Raw genomic sequence first — 16936 nt, 5'->3', positions numbered from 1 at the left:
CGCCTTGAAGGCGACTGGCCATTATCTTGTCTACACTTCTTGCAGCTGTTGCCCTGCGTGGCCATGGGCAGCAAAGGAGTGCTCGTGTCTTCACGCTTTCCCGCACGGCAACGCGGTGCAATCGGACTGATGGCGGCCTTGACCCTGGGCATGGGGCTGCTGTTTCTGTTGATGGTGGTCGACAGCGGCAGGCTGTATCTGGAGCAGCGAAAGCTGCAACGGGTCGCCGATATGTCGGCGCTGGAAGCCGCGGGGCAGTTGGGCACCTGCAATGGCGTCGGGCCGTCGGCCGATGCACTGGCCAAGTTGGGGGCAAAACGCAACGGGCTCGATGCGGCCGGGCGTCTTGAGACCGCCTGCGGCACCTTGCAGACCGGCGCCAACAGCCTGCGCCGCTTCAGTGTCGATGCCACCCGCAATGAAGCCATCCGAGTGATCGTCCACCGCGATGTGGCCACCAGCGTTGCAGCCGGCGTGCTGGCCCTGGCCAAAGGCAACGACTTGCCCACCACCGTCACCCTCACTGCCACAGCCGTGGCGGCAACACCCAGGCCGCCGCTGGCCATGCTGAGGATCCGCACCACACTGGCAACCATCGACTCGCAAAAATCCGCCTTGCTCAATGCGCTGGCCGACCCCTTGGGTGCCCGGATAAATCTGGATGTACTGGGATGGCGAGGCTTGGCCAATACCGACATCAACCTGCTTGAATACCTGGATCAACTGGCGATCGAGGTCGGCGTGCAGGCCGGCAATTACGATGAGCTGTTGAACACCAACGTCTCGGCAACCGACCTGATCGAGGCGGCAGCCGAGGTCATGAAGAACGGCAGCAACAAAGTCCTGGATGTCGCCAGCAACCTGGCCAAACTCACCGTTGCGACCGACGACGACCGAGTGCTCAAGCTTGCCGATATCCTTCAGGTGAATGCGGGTACGCCCAAGGCCGGGCTGGACACCAGCCTGCAGCTGCTGCAATTGGTGCAAGGGGTGATATTGCTGTCGAACAAGGAGAATGCGGCGGTGGTCGAGTTGCCGATCAAGCTCTTGGGCCTGGTCAATGGAAAGATTCAGATCAAGGTCATCGAGCCGCCGAAAGTCTCTGCTATAGGTAACCCTCAGACCGACGACATCAGCGTGCAAACGGCGCAGATCAGGACCATGGTGTCGGTCAATTCGCCGGTGATCAAAAGCCTGGCCGGTATCGTCAATGCCGTAGCAGAACTGGCGGAGCCACTGACCAATATCCTGAACAACCTCCTGCACCTGAACCTCAAAGGGACCGTCGACTCATTGCTCTGTGCACTCGGCGTACCCTGCAAAGTCAGCGATATCAAAGCGCTCGACCAAGCGGCGGAATTCACTATCAGTGTCAGTACCGTCAAGGCGACCAGCAGAGTCAGCGATTTCAGGTGTACGCCCGACAGACAACTGACCGCTGCAACTGACAGCGCAGGCGCGCAGATATCCATTGGCAAAATCGACTCGCCGAACGCATTTCTCAATGACGGCACCGGCGCAATCAACCCGATTCCACTGATCGATATCGGCACCAATATTTGCAGCAGCCTTCTGGGACTTGGCAAAACCTGTGGCACCCGCGTCCCCTTCGTTGGCGGAGGCGTGGGTATCAAACCTGATCCACTGGTAGTACTGGCGCGCCACGAAGACATGCTTTTCCAGGGCGCCAACCTGCTGGAGGTCGGAAAGTCCTCGCCCTACCTCGCCATGCAACCCAACAACATCATCGCGAGCCTGAATACCACCATCGACACCTTACCCCTTCACGTCTACAAGCCTCAGAACGGCGACATTCTGGGGGGCGTGCTAGACGTCGCTGCAAGCGTATTGGCCGACGTAACCAAGATTCTCAAACCGATGATCAAAAACCTGCTCAGCCCCTTGGTCGACCCCCTGATCAACTCACTCCTCAAAGTCCTCGGCATCGACCTCAACACCACCGAAGTCAGCGCCAACCTGACCTGCTCCAGCACCCGCGCTCAACTGGTGCTGTGAACCGGCAGTTCGATGCAGAAGCGCGCCCCTTCGGCGGCATTCTCCACGCTCAGGCAACCGCCCATGGCGTCCACGATCCCGTAGCTCACCGACAAGCCCAGGCCCGTGCCGACGCCCACCGGCTTTGTGGTGAAGAACGGCTCGAAAATCCGTTCCAGCAGGCGAGGGTCGATACCGCCGCCATTGTCTTCGACCAGCAGGCGAACCTGGCGCTCATCCTGCTCGAGGCGCAATGCGATCCAGGGCTCCAGCAACCCGCCCTCACGACGCGCCAACAAGGCATCACGGGCATTGACCAGCAGGTTGATCAGCACCTGCTCCAATTGATCCTGATGACCGCTGACCTGCAGCAGCTCCTGCGGGGCATCGACGCGCAGGTCCACGCCCTTGCCACGCAAGCCGTCGGCAAGTAGCGACAAGGCACCCTCCACCGCCTGCCACGGCGCGAACAATTGCTGATCGACCTCCGAGCGGCGGCCAAACACACGCATGTGTTCCACCACCCGCGAAGCACGCTGCACCTGGGCATCGATGCGGGTGAGCTTTTCCTGCAGGTAGTCCACCTGCGCCTCGCCATTTTCCAGGCGTTTCAGAGCGTTGACCACGGCCATGCGCATCACGTTCAGGGGTTGGTTGATCTCATGGGCAAGTCCGGTGGCCATCTCGCCGAGGGTAGCCATTTTCGCGCTCTGCACCAGTTGCTGACGGGTACGCCGTACCTGGGTGTTGTCGCGCCCCACCGCCTGGATTTCCAGCAACTTGCCGTGCTCATCGAACAAACCGCGGTCGGACCACACCCACCACGCATGCTCGCGGCCAGGTAGCTGCAGGCAGATCTCGGCCGTGCTTACGGGTTGCTCTGGCGTAAGGCTGGCCAGGCGCTCGACAAACGCCACACGTTGAGTCTGCGACATCCATTGCCCAAGGTTGATGCCAGGCAATTGTGCCGGGCTGCACTCCAGGTAATCGGCCAGCGGCTGGTTACCGAATACCAGCTCCAGCGAGGGGGTGTAGCGGCAGATCATCGCCGGGGAATCCTCCACCAGCACCCGGTAGCGCTCCTCGCTCTCACGCATTTTTTCAGCGGCTTCAGTGGCCTCGCTGACATCCAGCCAGATACCCACCACTTCCACCGGCAAACCCAGGTCATCACGCAGTAGTCGAGCTTCATCGAGCACCCAGTGGTAGTCGCCCTGGCGGTCACGCAAACGGTAGCGGCTGCGCACCTGCCCCTCGCGCAACAAGGTGCGGGTGCGCTCCAGCCACAGCGACTGATCCTGCGGGTGGACCCATTTCCCAGGCTGCAACACACCTTCTTGTGGGGTCTCCCAACCCAGCATCGGCTGCAGGCTGGCACTGAAGAACTCGGCGTACAGCGCGCCCTCACTGTAGCGCTGGATGTAGATCACGGCGGGAGAACTGGCGATCAGGTTCTCCAGCCGGGCCTGGGCGGCAGCGGCCTGAAGTTGCTGTGCCTTGCTGTCGCTGATGTCGAGCATCAACCCTTGCAGGCGACGCTGTGGCCCGTTGCCGCGCACTTGCCCGCACAACCGATACCAACGCGGGTTGGCTTGCAAATTGTTGTCGAGCAAGCGCAGGGTCAGCTCCAGGTCACGCCCCTCGCACTGCAATTGCCCAAGGGCCAATTGCGCTGCCTCGCGATCAGCGGGGTGTACCCGGCTCAGCCACTGGCTAAGGGTCAATTGCGCAGGCACGCCAAGACGCTGGGCCAATCCTGGGTCCAACTGCAAGTTGGGGGTAATCAATCGCCACTGCCACCACCCGGCGCGCAACTGTACTTGCAGACTGTCCAGACGCTCGCTCTGCTGTTCCAGCTCGAACGCCACCAGCCGGCTCACCAGCGGCTCGGCGTAAGCGCCAAAAATGCTCAATGCCTCGGCCCCCACCAGCGGCGCACCGGGCCCGCCACATAACAGCCAGGCCTTGACCTGCAGCCCGGAGGCATAGGGCACAAACGACGCTGGCCTGGCTGCATACAGCAGGTGCAAGTCCGGATGCGCGGCACTTGAATACACCTGGCCCGGCGCCATGTGGTCGAGCAGCGGGCTCAGTACCGAGTCAGCAATCCCGTGTACGATCTCGCCGCTGGCGACATAGGTTTGCCACCCCTCGGCCCCCTGCAGCAAAACCTGTACGGCTGAGGCCTGCCAATGCCGCGCCAGCCATTGCAGTTGCTCCTTTGCCACCGCCTCCAGGCATTCGATGCTGCAGTCACGCACCGCACAGGCCAGGTGGCTGGTCAGGTGACGCTGTCGCTCGGCGATGAGTGATTGCTGGCGATGCTGCAACAGGTCGCCGACATCGAACACCTGCAGCAACCATTGCCCGGCGTGCTGCTGCAGCCAGCCACGGGTATGCAAGGTAGTGCCACCGGCGGCCTTGAAGTCCAGGTCCAGGGGCTGGCCCTGCCAGTCCATGGGCTCACCTTCGAGTACCAGCAGGCTGCAGGGCTGCACATAATCCTGCAGGCGCCCCTGGGCTTGCGCAGGCAAAGCCAGGGCCGAGCGCAAGGGACCGGCCAGGCGCAGCACCCGGGCGTTGTCATCCAGCCACACCTGCAACCCCGAGACGGGTACAGCCAAGGGTTCTGGCTCCGCCTCCGGGGGGGTGGCGGCACGCCCGCCCCAAAGCGCCAACAAGCGCTGCCCCACACTCACAGTTGCAGGCTCGCTTCAGCCTTGAGGCTGGTCGGCAATCGCGGTACCTGGCCGATCACCGGCAGGTTGAGTACCGGTATCACGGAGGTCAGTTTGTCTCGGGCGTAATCTATTTTTACGGTCAACAGATGGGTTGGCGACAGCGTCACCGTGGCGTCGCTGGCCTCGAAACCGAGGGAATTGGGCATCCACGCCAGCTGCTGGTTCAGCACTTGCCTGGCCAGCGTGTCGACGTCGGCACCGTAGGTCTTGCTGGTGGGGTCCAGTGCCACGCAACGACGCACCGCTTCGCTGCTGGCCTGGTTGAAGGACTGCAACATGAGCATGGGCAGGGCATAACTGACCACACCATAGAACACTGCGAAGAAGATCACGAATACCGCCACGAACTCCAGCGCCGCAGCGCCTTTTTGCCGATTGCACAGGCTTGCTTTCATGATCGCGTCTACCCTGACAGTGACACCTGTCTGACAGCATAGAATCATTCACCACAAAGGGATGCATTTCACGATGCAAAGCATTGTCCTGTTGTTGTGGCTTGCCTTATGCGCTGAACAAGATGTGCGTGAGCGCCAGATTGCCAATACCCTGACCCTCGGCGCCGCAGCCTGCGCGCTGGTCTACCTGTTCATGACCGGACACACCTGGATCGGCGCCGACGCCAGTGAAGGTGGCTGGGCGCTGGCCATCGTCATGCTGCTGACCTTGCCCGGCTACATGCTGGGGCGCTTCGGTGCAGGTGACGTCAAGCTGCTTGCTGCGCTGGCGCTGGCCACTGACCGAATGTACGTCCTGGGAACCTTTATCGGCGCCGGTATTGCCGTGCTGGTGTGGCTGTCGACACGGCGCTGGCTGTGGTCCCTGCTAAGTCAAAAGGTTAAGAGCCGACTCAAGCAAGTACTGGAAGAATCGTCAAAAAAACAACCCTTTGCCCCCTTCATATTGGCCGGCTTTCTACTTGCGGCTGTATGGGTCCACTAGTCGCCTGAGTGCCTTTTCCGGGCGTACAAACCTTGTACATCGTGCTCAAGTACGACTACTTTCTACAGTGTTGTCGGTCGATGCCCAGGCCGTCCAAACCTCGGAAGCAAGGGCACTTCAAGCAGGGAGTCGCGCGTGAACAAGCCTGTGAGCGAAGTGAAGGTGCTGGTCGTCGATGACCAGCCACTGATCGTGGAAGAGTTGTGCGAATTTCTCGAAAGCAGCGGTTACCGCTGCGTCCCCTGCCAGTCCAGCACCCAGGCGATCGAGCGCTTTGCCGCCGACCCGGCCATTGGCCTGGTGCTGTGTGACCTGTCCATGCCAGAGCGTGACGGCATCGAACTGGTCAGGGCGCTGAAGATCATTGCCGGACAGCAGCGGCTCTTCGAGGCCATCATGCTCACCGGGCGCGCCGACAAGCAGGACGTGATCAAGGCGCTGCGAGAAGGCTTTGCCGATTACTACCAGAAACCGGTCGATCTCAACGAGTTGCTTGAAGGCATTCAACGCCAGGAAGCGGCGTTGCAGATACGTCGGGAAAACTACCAGCACCTGGGTCACCTGAACCAGAAGCTGCAGTACCTGGCCGAGTCCATCGACGACCTCTGCCAGGACCTGGGCAAGGCCCGAGGGCACGGCGTGCTGCGTCGCGCCACAGACTTCGACGGCGAGCTCGACAATGACCCCATTCCAGTAATCTTCGAGCAGCTGTCGCCACGCCAGCTGGACGTGGCGCGCCTGGTCGGCAAGGGCAAGACCAATTACCAGGTCGCCTGTGAACTGGGTATCACCGAAAACACCGTCAAGCTCTATGTGTCCCAGGTGCTGCGCTTGACCCACATGCGCAACCGCACCCAGCTGGCGCTGGCCCTTTCGCCGGGCAATGCGCCGCAGCACCAGCGGCTGACGGCACACTGACACGCGCCGCTATTTGTCGCCCGCGCCTATGCTGTCGTAGTCAAAGTGTTCTGGAATTTCATACTTGTAGCTGTCGAGCCAGCGCTGCATGCTGCGCTCGCGCTCCTTGGGTGTTGCCGTCTGCGGTATCTTCGATGCCTGTTGATTGCGCGCCTGCAGTTGCAGCCAGGTTTCAGTCCCCTTCTGCGCCTGCGACGACGGTCCTTCTTCGATGGCCTGTGCAACCAAGGGCAGGTTGATCAATGCCAGCAGTAGTATCCATCCAGGTTTCATACCCACCTCACTGTTGTACCGCCGCGACCTGATCGATCCTGGCCGGCGCTGACGTGTTTGGCTTTTTGAGCTGCTCGGCACGATACTTCGCCTCGCTGAACTGCGCCGGGCTCAACTTGAAGCGCGAGACCAGGTCTGCAGCCTGCTGCCACTTGTCCTGGTACAGCAGCAGGCTGACCAGGTTGACCGCCGCCAGGGAGTTGTTGTCCTTGAGCTCGATGGCAGTCAGGAACTCGAAGCGGGCCTGTTCGACGTTGCCAAGGTCAAGGTAGACCACCCCCAGGTCGTTGCGCATTTTCTCATCGGTCGGTGCCAGACGTACCGCCCGCAGCAAATGACGCTCAGCCTGGACGTTGTCACCGCGTGCCGAAGCCAGCTGACCCAGGCCATGCTCGCCTTCGGCTGCCAGGCAACTGCCCAGCAAGCTGCGGTACAAGGGCTCGGCCTCGCTACGACCGAGCAGACGCCACACCTTGGCCTTGCGCAGACGCACCTGGGCCATGTCCGCGGGCAAGGCCTCAAGATGCGCCAGGCTGGCATGGGGCCGGCCTTCGCCGAGCATCTCGTCGGCCATACTCAATGCCAGCTCCTGGCTCGAATCGAGCTTGGCACAACTGGCCGTGTTCCCGGCAAGGGCCGACCAGGGCGCGCGGCCGTCCGTGGCGCAACCGCCGAGCACCATCAGGCTGATGATCACCACGACTGCTTTCATGCATGCATCTCCCTTCATGACGAAGCCAAGGCCTTGGCCAATGCCGTAAGACCGGGACCGGCGAGCACAATCAGCAAGGCCGGAAACAAGAACACCATCATCACCACCGACATTTTCCCGGACATCTTCGAGACACGTTCCTGCATCCCCGTCAGGCGCCGATCATCGAGCAGTTGCTTGAGTGCCAGCAGCGACTTCATTGCCCCGCCACCTTGGGTGAGCAACTGCTTGAGGATCACGCAGGTGTCGCTGAACTCATCCACCGCCAGCAGCTGCGAGGTTTTCTCAAGCTCCGGCACCAGGGCCAGGCCCGAGTCGACCCGCAGTAAAACGCCGCGCAATTCTTCACTGAGCGCCGGCAGCAATTGCCGGCCTTCCTGGCTCAGCACCCGCAGCGCTTGCTCTACCGCAAGGCCCGATTCAAAGAGGATGCGCAGCAAGGAGATAAACGTGGACACCTCGCGGGCAACCTGTTGCTGGCGCCTGGACGCCGCCCATGCCAACAACCGTTTGGGCAACAGGTAGCCGATACCCAGTGCAAATATCGGCATCACCAGCCAGGCCGTGGGGCTGTCGCGGTACAAGGTTTCTTCGACCACCACGGCAATGCCCAGCGCCAGCAACGGCACGCCCACCTGGCAGGCGGCGAACACCGCCCGCTGGCGGCTGCGACGCCAGCCGATGCGATCGAGCAATTGCCGGGTTTCGCCGTCCAGGGTCTGCAGCCGTTGCGCGAGGTGACTGCTACCCAGTTGATGCAGCCAGTTGTCCAGACGATTGTCCCGGGCCAACTGCCCCTGCAGCCGCTGCGCCACCAGGCGTTGCCGGCGTTGCTGGCGCAGCAGGTGCCCGCACAACAGCACGAAGGCGGCGAAGAACAGCACGGCGCAGAGCATCAAGGCCATCTCATTGACTCCGCAACATGCGCCACAGCGCCAGGCAGCCGAACACCTGCAAGGCAAAGGCGCTGATCAACATGATCTGGCCACTGCTGTCTTGCCACATGCTCAACAGGTACTTGGGATTACTGAACAGAAAGTAGGCCGCCATGCTCACCGGCAACGCCCCGAGCACCACGGCAGTCATGCGCGTTTCTCCGGTCATGGCGCGCAATTGCCGGGCGCCCTGCTCGCGCTCGCGGATGGTCTTGATGAGGTTTTCCAAAAGCTCGCTGGCATTGCCGCCATAGCGGTGGTTGATCCGAAGGCCCAGGGCAAACAAACGCAGTTCGTCCTGGTCGTACAGCTCGGCCAAGTCCTGCACGGCGTCGTCCAGGCCCACGCCCATTTGCACGTTGCGCCGAACCCGTTGCAAGACACCCTGCAAGGGTTGCCTGGCGGCATCTATCGCCCCCAGCACAGCATCGCTCAGGGTGCGACCGGCTTTGAGGCTGCGCACGCTATGGTCGAGCAACTGCGGCAGCTGTTCGATCATGCGCTGGCGCCGACGGTGATAGCGCCAGCCCAGGTACAGGCGAAACAGCAGCGGCCCGAGCAGCAGCAACCCCACTCCCGCCACCCAGCTCAGTGCCAGGCCCGCCATCAGCGATAGCAGCGCCCAGATCGCCAGCCACGATAACAGTCGCTCGTTGTGCCGCTCGAGACCGGCGCGTTGCAGCAGGCTGTCGAGCCAGTCGCGCCGAGGCGCCGTCACCGCAGACGACACATCCTGTGCCTGGCCAAGCCGTTGCAGGATGCGCTCGGTCGCCGACTTGCGCATACCGGCGTAGAACAAACGAACCGATACCCCCAGCAAGGCCAGGCAGATCAAAGCCAGCACCAGTGCGATCACGGATGAGGCTCCGAAAATTCGCGCCGCAGTTTGGCGCTGGCCGGGTTCGGTGCCTCACGAACAAAACCTTCGCCGGTGCGCCGGTCAAAGCGGAACAAGGTGTTGGTGACGTACACATCGTCGCGCACCCCGACCACTTCCAGCACCTCGCTGACACAGCGACGGCCATCGGCGAGCCGGGTCAGCTGGATCACCACATCCAGGGCTGCGCAGATCATCTGGCGCAGGGTTTTCTCGGCCACCTGGCGACCCGTCAGGCCCACCAGCGTCTCCAGGCGCAACAGGGCATCCTGAGCGGAGTTGGCATGCACGGTGCTCATCGAGCCGTCATGACCGGTGTTCATCGCCGTCAGCACATCGAGCACTTCGACGCCGCGGATCTCACCCAGCAGGATACGGTCGGGACGCATCCTCAGGGCGTTGCGGATCAGTTCGCTGGCCTTGATCTCGCCATGCCCCTCGGCATTGGGTGGGCGGGTTTCCAGGCGTACCACATGGGGATGGTCCAGCTGCAGCTCGGCGACATCCTCGATGGTCACCAACCGCTCATTGGGGGTGATCAACTGGCTGAGTATGTTGAGCAGGGTGGTCTTGCCGGTGCCGGTGCCGCCGCTGACCAGAATATTGCAGCGCTTGGACACCGCCAGTTGAATGAAGTCGAGGATGTCTGCATCGATGGTGCGGGTAGCGATCAGGTCGGCGCTCTTGAGCATGTCCTTGCGGAATTTGCGGATCGACAGGCAAGGCCCGTCCAGCGCTACCGGCGGGATGATCGCGTTGACCCGGCTGCCGTCGGGCATGCGTGCATCGACCATCGGCGAGGACTCATCCAGGCGCCGCCCCAGGGGCGCAAGAATGCGCTGCATCACCCGCTCCACATGGTGGGCATCGATAAAACGCAGGTCCGTCTGCTGCAGCACCCCGGCCCGCTCGATAAACACCCGGTGCGGACCGTTGACCAGAATTTCGGTGACGCTGGCATCGCGCAGCAGCACCTCAAGCGGACCGAAGCCGGTCAGCTCATCGACGATTTCTTCAGCCAGGCGCTCCATCTCGTAGCGTGACAGCGCCAGGTGCAGCCGGGCGATGTAGTCACCCACCTGCTCCACCACAAACTGCGCCAGCGCCGGGCGCGACCCTTCCAGCAGATTGCGTCCGCTGTCTTCGATGGCATCGATGATGAAGCGGTGCAAGGCGCGCTTGAGCCCCTGAGGGTCATTGCCCAGGTTATGCCGGGCGCCACCGAACAGCTCATCAGCGGTGCTCATTTTTGCCCCCAGAGTCTGTTGAGCCAGCTCCCCGAGGGTGGTTTGCTGTGCTCCGAGCGCCGGGCCAGCCGCTCACCCAGGGCCTTGAGGTGGTGGGTAAGGCTTTCCCGCGGGGCCAGTTCGAACAGGGTCAGGCCCTGGTTCTTGGCATTCAGGCGCACCTCGGGGCTGTAGGGCAACACCACCAGCAGCGGCAGGCCATAGCGCTTGCTCAAGGCTTCGGAATCCGGGGCCACACCCTTGAGGTAGCGGTCCACCAGCAAGCTTGCATGTTCAAGCTTCATGCCTTTTTCCCGCCACAGGGTCAGCACATCAAGGTTGCGTCTGCACTCCATGACATTCTGGTCGGTGTACCAGACCAGCTTGTCGCAATGACTGACAAAGGTACGTAGGGCCTCGCAATCGGACTGGCCGGTGAGGTTCACCACAATGTGCTGAAAATGCTGGCGCAAGGCACTGAGCAACATGTACAGCTCGGCGGCGCTGGTGCGCTCAAGCGGTTCGTCGGTTTCGCCGTAGGCCAGGAGGCGCAGGCCCGAGCTCTCCCGGGTGAAGGCACTGTCGATCAGGGTGTTGTCCAGGCGCCGCAAATGCCGCAACGCATCGCCAAAATGAAACGAGGCTTCAAGTCCCAGCAGGGCCAGGCTGTCGCCCCGGGGCAAGCCCAGGTCGAGCAGCAAGGTCTGCTGGCCGCTGCCCTGCACCACCCGCGCCAAGTGGGTGGTGAGCAAGGCACCGTCGGAGGCACATTGGCTGCCATACAGGACGGTCAAGCCACCCAGGCTCGGGTTGCTGGCAACCGCCGGCAAGCGCTTGCTCAGGCGCCGCACCAGCCCGGCCACTTCGCTTGAGCGCGAGCCGTAGGCGACAAAGTCCCGGGCGCCGGCGCGCATGGCGTTGAGCACCAGTTGATTGTCCATGCCATCGCCCAGAGCGACGATCGCCAGCATCGGCTTGGCTTCCAGCACCCCTTCGATCAAGGCGCACTGATTGACCACCTGCTCGCGGTCCAGGCCCACGAAGATCAGGTTGGCGAAGGTGACGTCGATCAGCGCCAACAGCTCATCGAGGCTGCCACGGCCGGTACCGACCACCTGCCCCAGCGGCGCCAGGGCGCCTTGCAACCACTGCAGGTCTTCGTCGTTTCGCGTGATGGCAATAAACGTCTGGCTCAGGCTTTCGCTCATTGGGATAACCCGCTGCGACCTTCAAAGTCGCCGTTTTCCAGAAAGAACAGCCGGCCCCAGCTCGGGTCGTAATTGCGCAGCCCTTCGCCCGGCAACGACGGCAATTGGGCATTGGCCGCCAGGGGCTGAACCAGGTGCGGGGTGACGATCATCAGCAATTCGGTTTCATCGCGCGCCACAGACGACTGACGAAACAGCGCCCCGATGATCGGCAGGTTGCCCAGTCCCGGGAACTTGTCGACCGCCGAGCGCGTAGTGCTGCTGATCAGGCCGCTGATCACGAAGCTTTCGCCATCAGCCAGGGAAATACTGGTGTCGGTGCGTCGTACCGTAAGCCCCGGCACCAGGGTGCCGGCAATGTTGACTGCCTTGCCGTAATCCAGCTCGCTGACTTCTGGCGCCACCTTGAGGGTGATACGGTCGCGGCTGATCACCGTGGGCGACAAGGCCAGGCGAATACCAAATTCCTTGTACTCGATCGACACGCTGTCACTGCCACTGCTGGGCACCGGAATGGGTATTTCGCCGCCGGCCAGAAAGCTTGCGGTCATACCGCTGAGCACTACCAGGCTGGGACGCGCCAGGGTGTAGGCAAAGCCGCTGTTTTCCAGGGCATTGATGGCGGCGAGAAATCGGCTGCTGCCGCCGCCAAAGACAATGTTGAATACATCGTTGTCCAGCGGGATACCCGGGCGTATGTCGGCGTACTGGCCAGGTGCGGTCATTACCCCCGGCACATGGTCGGGCCTGACGAAGGTATTGGGCACCGTGCCCGGCGAGCCGAACAGGGCATTATTGGAGCCTTTGAAAAACAGTCGCGCCCCCGCTTCCTTGAACTTGGTGCGATTGACTTCGACAAAGCGGATATCAGCTTGCACCTGACTGGGCAATGCAGGGTCTTGCGACGGCGGCAAGGCGCTCTCGGCCATGTCGGCGGTGGCCACGCCCTTGACGAACACCATGGCCTGGCGCGGGGCCTTCGAACAGGCGGTCCAGAGCATGAGACTGGTGGCACCGGGGTTGAGCGCCGTCAACAGAACAGCGTCGTCGCCACTGGCCTGTACATCAGCGATTTTCGAATCACCCACGGCCACCCGAGTGATATGCACCGGCACCCGCACCTCTTGTTGCAGGCCCTGGTCGATCTCGATCGCTGCCGGCAGCCGCTCGATCGCTGCACACCCGGTGTTGGCCGCCCGGGCCTGAGAAACCAGCGCGGCGGCACACAGCCACACGCACAGCACTTGTTGAGTTACCCGCACGGAACGACTGCTCATTGAAGGGCATCCTAGCTGGTTGAGTCAGGGAGTAGGTTGGCCGGATTGATTGCCTCGGATGATTTCCATGCCGCGACGCGCCGAGGTACCGGCAACAGCCTGAGGCACCGGTGCCTGGGCCAACTGACTGAAGCGGTAGAGTTCGCGGTTGGCTTTGTCCATCTCCGCCACGCGGCTTTGTGGATCGGACCAGTAGCGCGCCAGCAGTTTTTCTTCGGCGCTGCGTACCGCCAGGCGCAAGCTGCCAGTCTGCGCGGCGAGCATCAAACGGCTGGCCAATGCTTCGGGTACGGCCAGGACCACGGTGCGGGCGGCGCTGCGTTGTTGCTCCTGGCGCGCCTTTTCATCGACCGGTGGATTGACCGGCTTGCCGTCATTGGCCAACCCCAATTGTGTGCCGACGCTGAGCAGGCGCAGGGCGGGCAGTACCACCTGGGCGGTGGCCTGGGGATTATGTTCCGCTTCGCGCAGATAGAGCAGTACATCGACGTAATCGCCCGGGCTCAACTGGCCGGCGGCACCGACCACCTCGTCAACCGCCACGGCCAGCGCACGTTCATGCGGGTGGATCATGCGGGCCAGCGGGCCGCCGGCCTCGAAGCTGCCCGCCTCCAGCCAGGTACCGGCTGGCAGGGCCCGCCAACTGCTGCGCCCCAGCACTTGCTCGAAAGTCTGGAAGCTGCCCGCTGGTGCTACCTGCAAGCGCTCCAGCAGCAGGTCGTCGGCAGTGAGTGGGGTATAGGGCGCCACATCGCGACGCAGGACCACCACGGGTTGACGCATTTCGTCCGTGGCGCTGGTGACGACCTGTTGCACCACAGGGGCCGTAACGGGGGCTGCGACAGGGGCTTGGGCAGGACGGCTGAGTTCCAGCCCCCAATAGCCTGCCAGCAAAGCGCCGAGCAAAAAGAGTCCCGCAAGAATGATGGTTAAGCGACTGCCCATGCCGGTACTCCTTTTGCACTGCCCGTCCCTTGCAACCGCCTTTGAACCGGCCAACAGCGTTGCCCTGAAAGCAACTATTTCGCTATTTGAAGGTAGCGCAGCGAAGACAAAACGCCATTACCCGCCAGAATTTTTTCCGTCGTAATACTGACAACCCTCTGAATCAACGACTTACTGGCGTCAGTTTCCGCACTATCACTTTCGTATTAATGCCTTCTTACATTTGCTGGTTTTTCAGCGGTTGACGATGCTGTGATGGCAAAGGGGAATCATCGACCCGCCCCTGCCATCTGCGCCGTTGTGCGCAAGGAGAAGTGCCATGCGTGTATCCCGGATTCTCAAGAGCTGCAAAGAATTCTTCTATCGCAAGGACGGGGCGTCCGGTATCGAGTACGCCATCATTGCAGCGATGGTTGCGGTGGTATTGGCGGGGTTCGTTGGGGATATCTCCGGACATGTCAAAACGACGTTCGAAACAATCGAAACATCTCTCAAGCCTACTCCTGCTCCTAGTGGTGGTGCGTAATCGTACGATGAGGCTGTGTTAACCACATCCACCACCGCCAAAGGAATGACCATGTCAATGTCACGTCAACAGATACTCTTGGTGGATGACGAACAGGATGCCTTGCTGGAACTGGCCGAACTGTTGGAGGGCGAGGGTTTTTGCTGCTACACGGCTACCTCGGTGAAACTCGCCCTGCAACAACTCACCCGCCACCCGGACGTGGCACTGGTGATCACCGACCTGCGCATGCCCGAAGAGAGTGGCATTTCACTGATCAAGCGCCTGCGCGAGCACACTGCCCGCCAGCACCTGCCGGTGATCGTCACCTCAGGGCATGCCGACATGGACGACATCAGCGACCTGCTGCGCCTGCAGGTGCTGGACCTGTTCCGCAAGCCCATCTACCACACCCGCCTGCTGGAAACCCTCGACAACCTCTTCCCTCAACCACGCCTGCACCTGGTGAACTGACCAAGCCTTCATCGCGGGACAAGCCTGCTCCTACCGGGTCCCCCTCCCCGGCACGAGCGGGCTTGCCCCGCGTTGGCCAGTTCTGCCTTGATGACGGCTACAGGTTGCAGGCCCTGTAGCCGCTGGCGATAGCCTGCGATCGGCCGCGCAGCGGTCGTGATCCCTATCGCAATTACAGCTGGTAACTGAAACTCAAGGTATACCGCGGCCGGCGGTTGAAGCTGTCCAGTGCAATGTCCGACATCGGCTTGGCCGCCTCCAGCGAGATGTTGTAGTAACGGGCATCACCAAACCTCAACCCCAGCGCCGCCGACGACAGCTTCGAATCGCGCACCTCAAGCTCGTTGAACCAGCTGCGCGCCGCATCCAGCACCACATAAGGCTGCAGGATCTTCAGCCAGTCGCCATCACGCTTGAAGCTGTAGTTGACCTCATAGGCTGCCCCCCAGCCCTTGTCGCCCGACGCCTGGTCACTGGGATATCCACGACCAAAACTCTGCCCACCGAACACTGCCCGCTCGCTGTCCGGCAGGCTGTCGCCGCTCCAGTACAACGCTGCCGAGGCCACGCCCTGCCAGTTGTCAAAAAACCGGTCACTCTGCACCCCCGACAGGCGCAGGCGCAAAAAATCCAGGTCGATGTCGCTGTCGGTCTTGGCCCCCAGGTAATCCAGCCCCTGATAGGCTCCGACACTGACGATGCGCAGTTGCCGGGCATCCGCCACGCGCCAGTCCCCCTCGAAGGCCAGGGCCCTCAAGTCGGTGCGGCTGCTGATCTTGAGCGGGAAGCCGACGACTCGGTAATCGGTGTTGTCATTGACGGCATACAAGCGTGCAGCAACGCTGAGCCATTCGTTGGGCGAGGCAATCAGTGTTTGGCCAAGGCCAATCGAATAGCGATCGTTCTCGCGGTGCTGCTTCAGGTTGATGCCGTTGTTCAGGCGCACCAGGGCACTGGGGTCGCTGCGGTACTGCGAGGCCGACAGGGTCAACTGGCTGCCCTCGCTGTCCAGGTACTGGGCGTAGTCCAGGCGATAGTAGTGTTCGTGATCATCTCCCGGCGGGAACAGGGCACTGAAACTCACCTGCTCGGCCAGTGAGGTCTGGGCGTTGCTGCTCACCCCCAGCAGCGCCTGAATGTCCTCGCGGCTGCCGTCGGTCAGGTTAAGGGTCGAAGTGAACGGCTTGCGTGAAGCCTGGGCAACCAGTTTGGTCGCGCCATCGGTGGTTGCCGGCGGCGGCACTTGCGCCTGGAAGGTGATGCCCGGTACCCGGCTCATCAACGAGGTGTAGCGCTCGAACGACTGGCGCGTGAGGGGGCGCTCGGCCTTGAGCTTGCTGAACAGTTTGTCCAGGTACGCCGATGCCGGGCCGATATCGCCGCGCAGTTCGAAGTCACGAATATAGCCTTCGACCAGCACCACCCGCACACGTCCATCGGCAAAATCCTGAGGGGGCAGGTAGGCATACGAAAGCAGGTAGCCATCGTGCTGGTAACGTTGCGTCAGACGGCGGGTCGCCTCGATCAGTTCGGCCAGGGTGACTTCGCGGTTGACCAGGTCCCGGTAGTTGTCACGCAGGTCACTCAAGGGGTAGATCGTACCGCCCTCGATGCGCACTTTGCGCACCATCACCCGGGTACTCATCAGCAACGGTTGCTGCTGGGGCACGGGCGCTGGCGTTTGCAGGTCAGGCGTCGAGGGCCGAAAGGCATCGGCGGGCAGGTTGGGCGCCGGCAGGCTGCGTTCGACATCGTTGCTGTTGAGGAAGCTTGGCAGGGGTTCGGCACTTAGCACGCTTGCCCAGGACAACCCCAGAATCGCAACCACCAATGGACGCATTGGACGCTCCATGATCCCGAAAATACGAGGGAACCCAAGTGGTTCCCTCGTCAGACTCAAGCGTAGGTGTT

At 62.0% G+C, this 16936-nt stretch carries 16 protein-coding genes; 5 read left to right on the top strand and 11 right to left on the bottom strand.

Annotated features, from left to right (window positions below; translation table 11 throughout):
- The first annotated feature begins 84 nt into the window (after positions 1-84).
- A complete protein-coding gene (locus H621_RS0123805; RefSeq protein ID WP_028945782.1) occupies positions 85-2016 on the top strand; it encodes a pilus assembly protein TadG-related protein in 1932 nt (643 codons plus the stop codon).
- On the opposite strand, the gene H621_RS0123800 is transcribed toward H621_RS0123805, so the two are convergent.
- Both H621_RS0123800 and H621_RS0123795 read right to left on the bottom strand, forming a co-directional pair.
- Positions 2001-4694: a PAS domain-containing sensor histidine kinase gene (locus H621_RS0123800; protein WP_051270704.1), complete on the bottom strand. Its 2694-nt coding sequence runs from the start codon at positions 4692-4694 to the stop codon at positions 2001-2003. The genes H621_RS0123805 and H621_RS0123800 overlap by 16 nt on opposite strands.
- Positions 4691-5131, bottom strand: a complete 441-nt coding sequence (locus H621_RS0123795; RefSeq protein WP_028945780.1) for a TadE/TadG family type IV pilus assembly protein — start codon at positions 5129-5131, stop codon at positions 4691-4693. Before H621_RS0123795 ends, H621_RS0123800 begins: the two co-directional genes overlap by 4 nt.
- 73 nt (positions 5132-5204) lie before the next feature.
- Here H621_RS0123795 and H621_RS0123790 point away from each other — a divergent pair, with 73 nt between their 5' ends.
- Both H621_RS0123790 and H621_RS0123785 read left to right on the top strand, forming a co-directional pair.
- Complete coding sequence (locus H621_RS0123790) at positions 5205-5675, top strand: prepilin peptidase (RefSeq protein ID WP_028945779.1); 471 nt, start codon at positions 5205-5207, stop codon at positions 5673-5675.
- A gap of 135 nt (positions 5676-5810) precedes the next feature.
- A complete protein-coding gene (locus H621_RS0123785) occupies positions 5811-6593 on the top strand; it encodes a response regulator transcription factor (protein ID WP_028945778.1) in 783 nt (260 codons plus the stop codon).
- A gap of 9 nt (positions 6594-6602) precedes the next feature.
- Here H621_RS0123785 and H621_RS0123780 read toward each other — a convergent pair whose 3' ends face one another.
- Genes H621_RS0123780 through cpaB form a run of 8 tightly spaced genes read right to left on the bottom strand, consistent with a single transcriptional unit; the run spans position 6603 to position 14046 of the window.
- Positions 6603-6866: a DUF3613 domain-containing protein gene (locus tag H621_RS0123780; protein ID WP_028945777.1), complete on the bottom strand. Its 264-nt coding sequence runs from the start codon at positions 6864-6866 to the stop codon at positions 6603-6605.
- Positions 6867-6873: 7 nt separating this feature from the next.
- On the bottom strand, positions 6874-7578 hold the full coding sequence (locus H621_RS0123775) for a tetratricopeptide repeat protein (protein WP_028945776.1): 705 nt from the start codon (positions 7576-7578) through the stop codon (positions 6874-6876).
- 14 nt (positions 7579-7592) lie between these two features.
- Positions 7593-8483, bottom strand: coding sequence for a type II secretion system F family protein (locus tag H621_RS0123770; RefSeq protein WP_028945775.1), 891 nt, complete (start codon positions 8481-8483; stop codon positions 7593-7595).
- Between the two features lies 1 nt (position 8484).
- On the bottom strand, positions 8485-9369 hold the full coding sequence (locus H621_RS0123765; protein ID WP_028945774.1) for a type II secretion system F family protein: 885 nt from the start codon (positions 9367-9369) through the stop codon (positions 8485-8487).
- Positions 9366-10637, bottom strand: coding sequence for a TadA family conjugal transfer-associated ATPase (locus H621_RS0123760; protein ID WP_036990356.1), 1272 nt, complete (start codon positions 10635-10637; stop codon positions 9366-9368). The genes H621_RS0123765 and H621_RS0123760 overlap by 4 nt, the downstream gene beginning before the upstream one ends.
- Positions 10634-11824, bottom strand: coding sequence for a CpaE/TadZ family protein (locus H621_RS0123755; RefSeq protein WP_028945772.1), 1191 nt, complete (start codon positions 11822-11824; stop codon positions 10634-10636). Before H621_RS0123755 ends, H621_RS0123760 begins: the two co-directional genes overlap by 4 nt.
- A complete protein-coding gene (locus tag H621_RS0123750; RefSeq protein WP_028945771.1) occupies positions 11821-13101 on the bottom strand; it encodes a type II and III secretion system protein family protein in 1281 nt (426 codons plus the stop codon). The genes H621_RS0123755 and H621_RS0123750 overlap by 4 nt, the downstream gene beginning before the upstream one ends.
- Positions 13102-13125: 24 nt before the next feature.
- Entirely contained in the window at positions 13126-14046 is a 921-nt protein-coding gene (gene cpaB / locus H621_RS0123745; RefSeq protein ID WP_028945770.1) for a Flp pilus assembly protein CpaB, read from the bottom strand.
- Between the two features lie 319 nt (positions 14047-14365).
- Between cpaB and H621_RS0123740 the strand changes: the two genes are divergently transcribed.
- Together H621_RS0123740 and H621_RS0123735 are read left to right on the top strand one after the other, a co-directional pair.
- Positions 14366-14572, top strand: a complete 207-nt coding sequence (locus H621_RS0123740) for a Flp family type IVb pilin (RefSeq protein ID WP_028945769.1) — start codon at positions 14366-14368, stop codon at positions 14570-14572.
- Between the two features lie 45 nt (positions 14573-14617).
- On the top strand, positions 14618-15025 hold the full coding sequence (locus tag H621_RS0123735) for a response regulator (protein ID WP_028945768.1): 408 nt from the start codon (positions 14618-14620) through the stop codon (positions 15023-15025).
- Between the two features lie 172 nt (positions 15026-15197).
- Here H621_RS0123735 and H621_RS0123730 read toward each other — a convergent pair whose 3' ends face one another.
- On the bottom strand, positions 15198-16865 hold the full coding sequence (locus H621_RS0123730; protein WP_028945767.1) for a ShlB/FhaC/HecB family hemolysin secretion/activation protein: 1668 nt from the start codon (positions 16863-16865) through the stop codon (positions 15198-15200).
- Positions 16866-16936: the final 71 nt, after the last annotated feature.

It is taken from the genome of Pseudomonas vranovensis DSM 16006, assembly GCF_000425805.1.
GTDB classification, from domain to species: Bacteria; Pseudomonadota; Gammaproteobacteria; order Pseudomonadales; family Pseudomonadaceae; genus Aquipseudomonas; species Aquipseudomonas vranovensis.
This window is presented reverse-complemented; position numbering and strand designations above follow the sequence as displayed.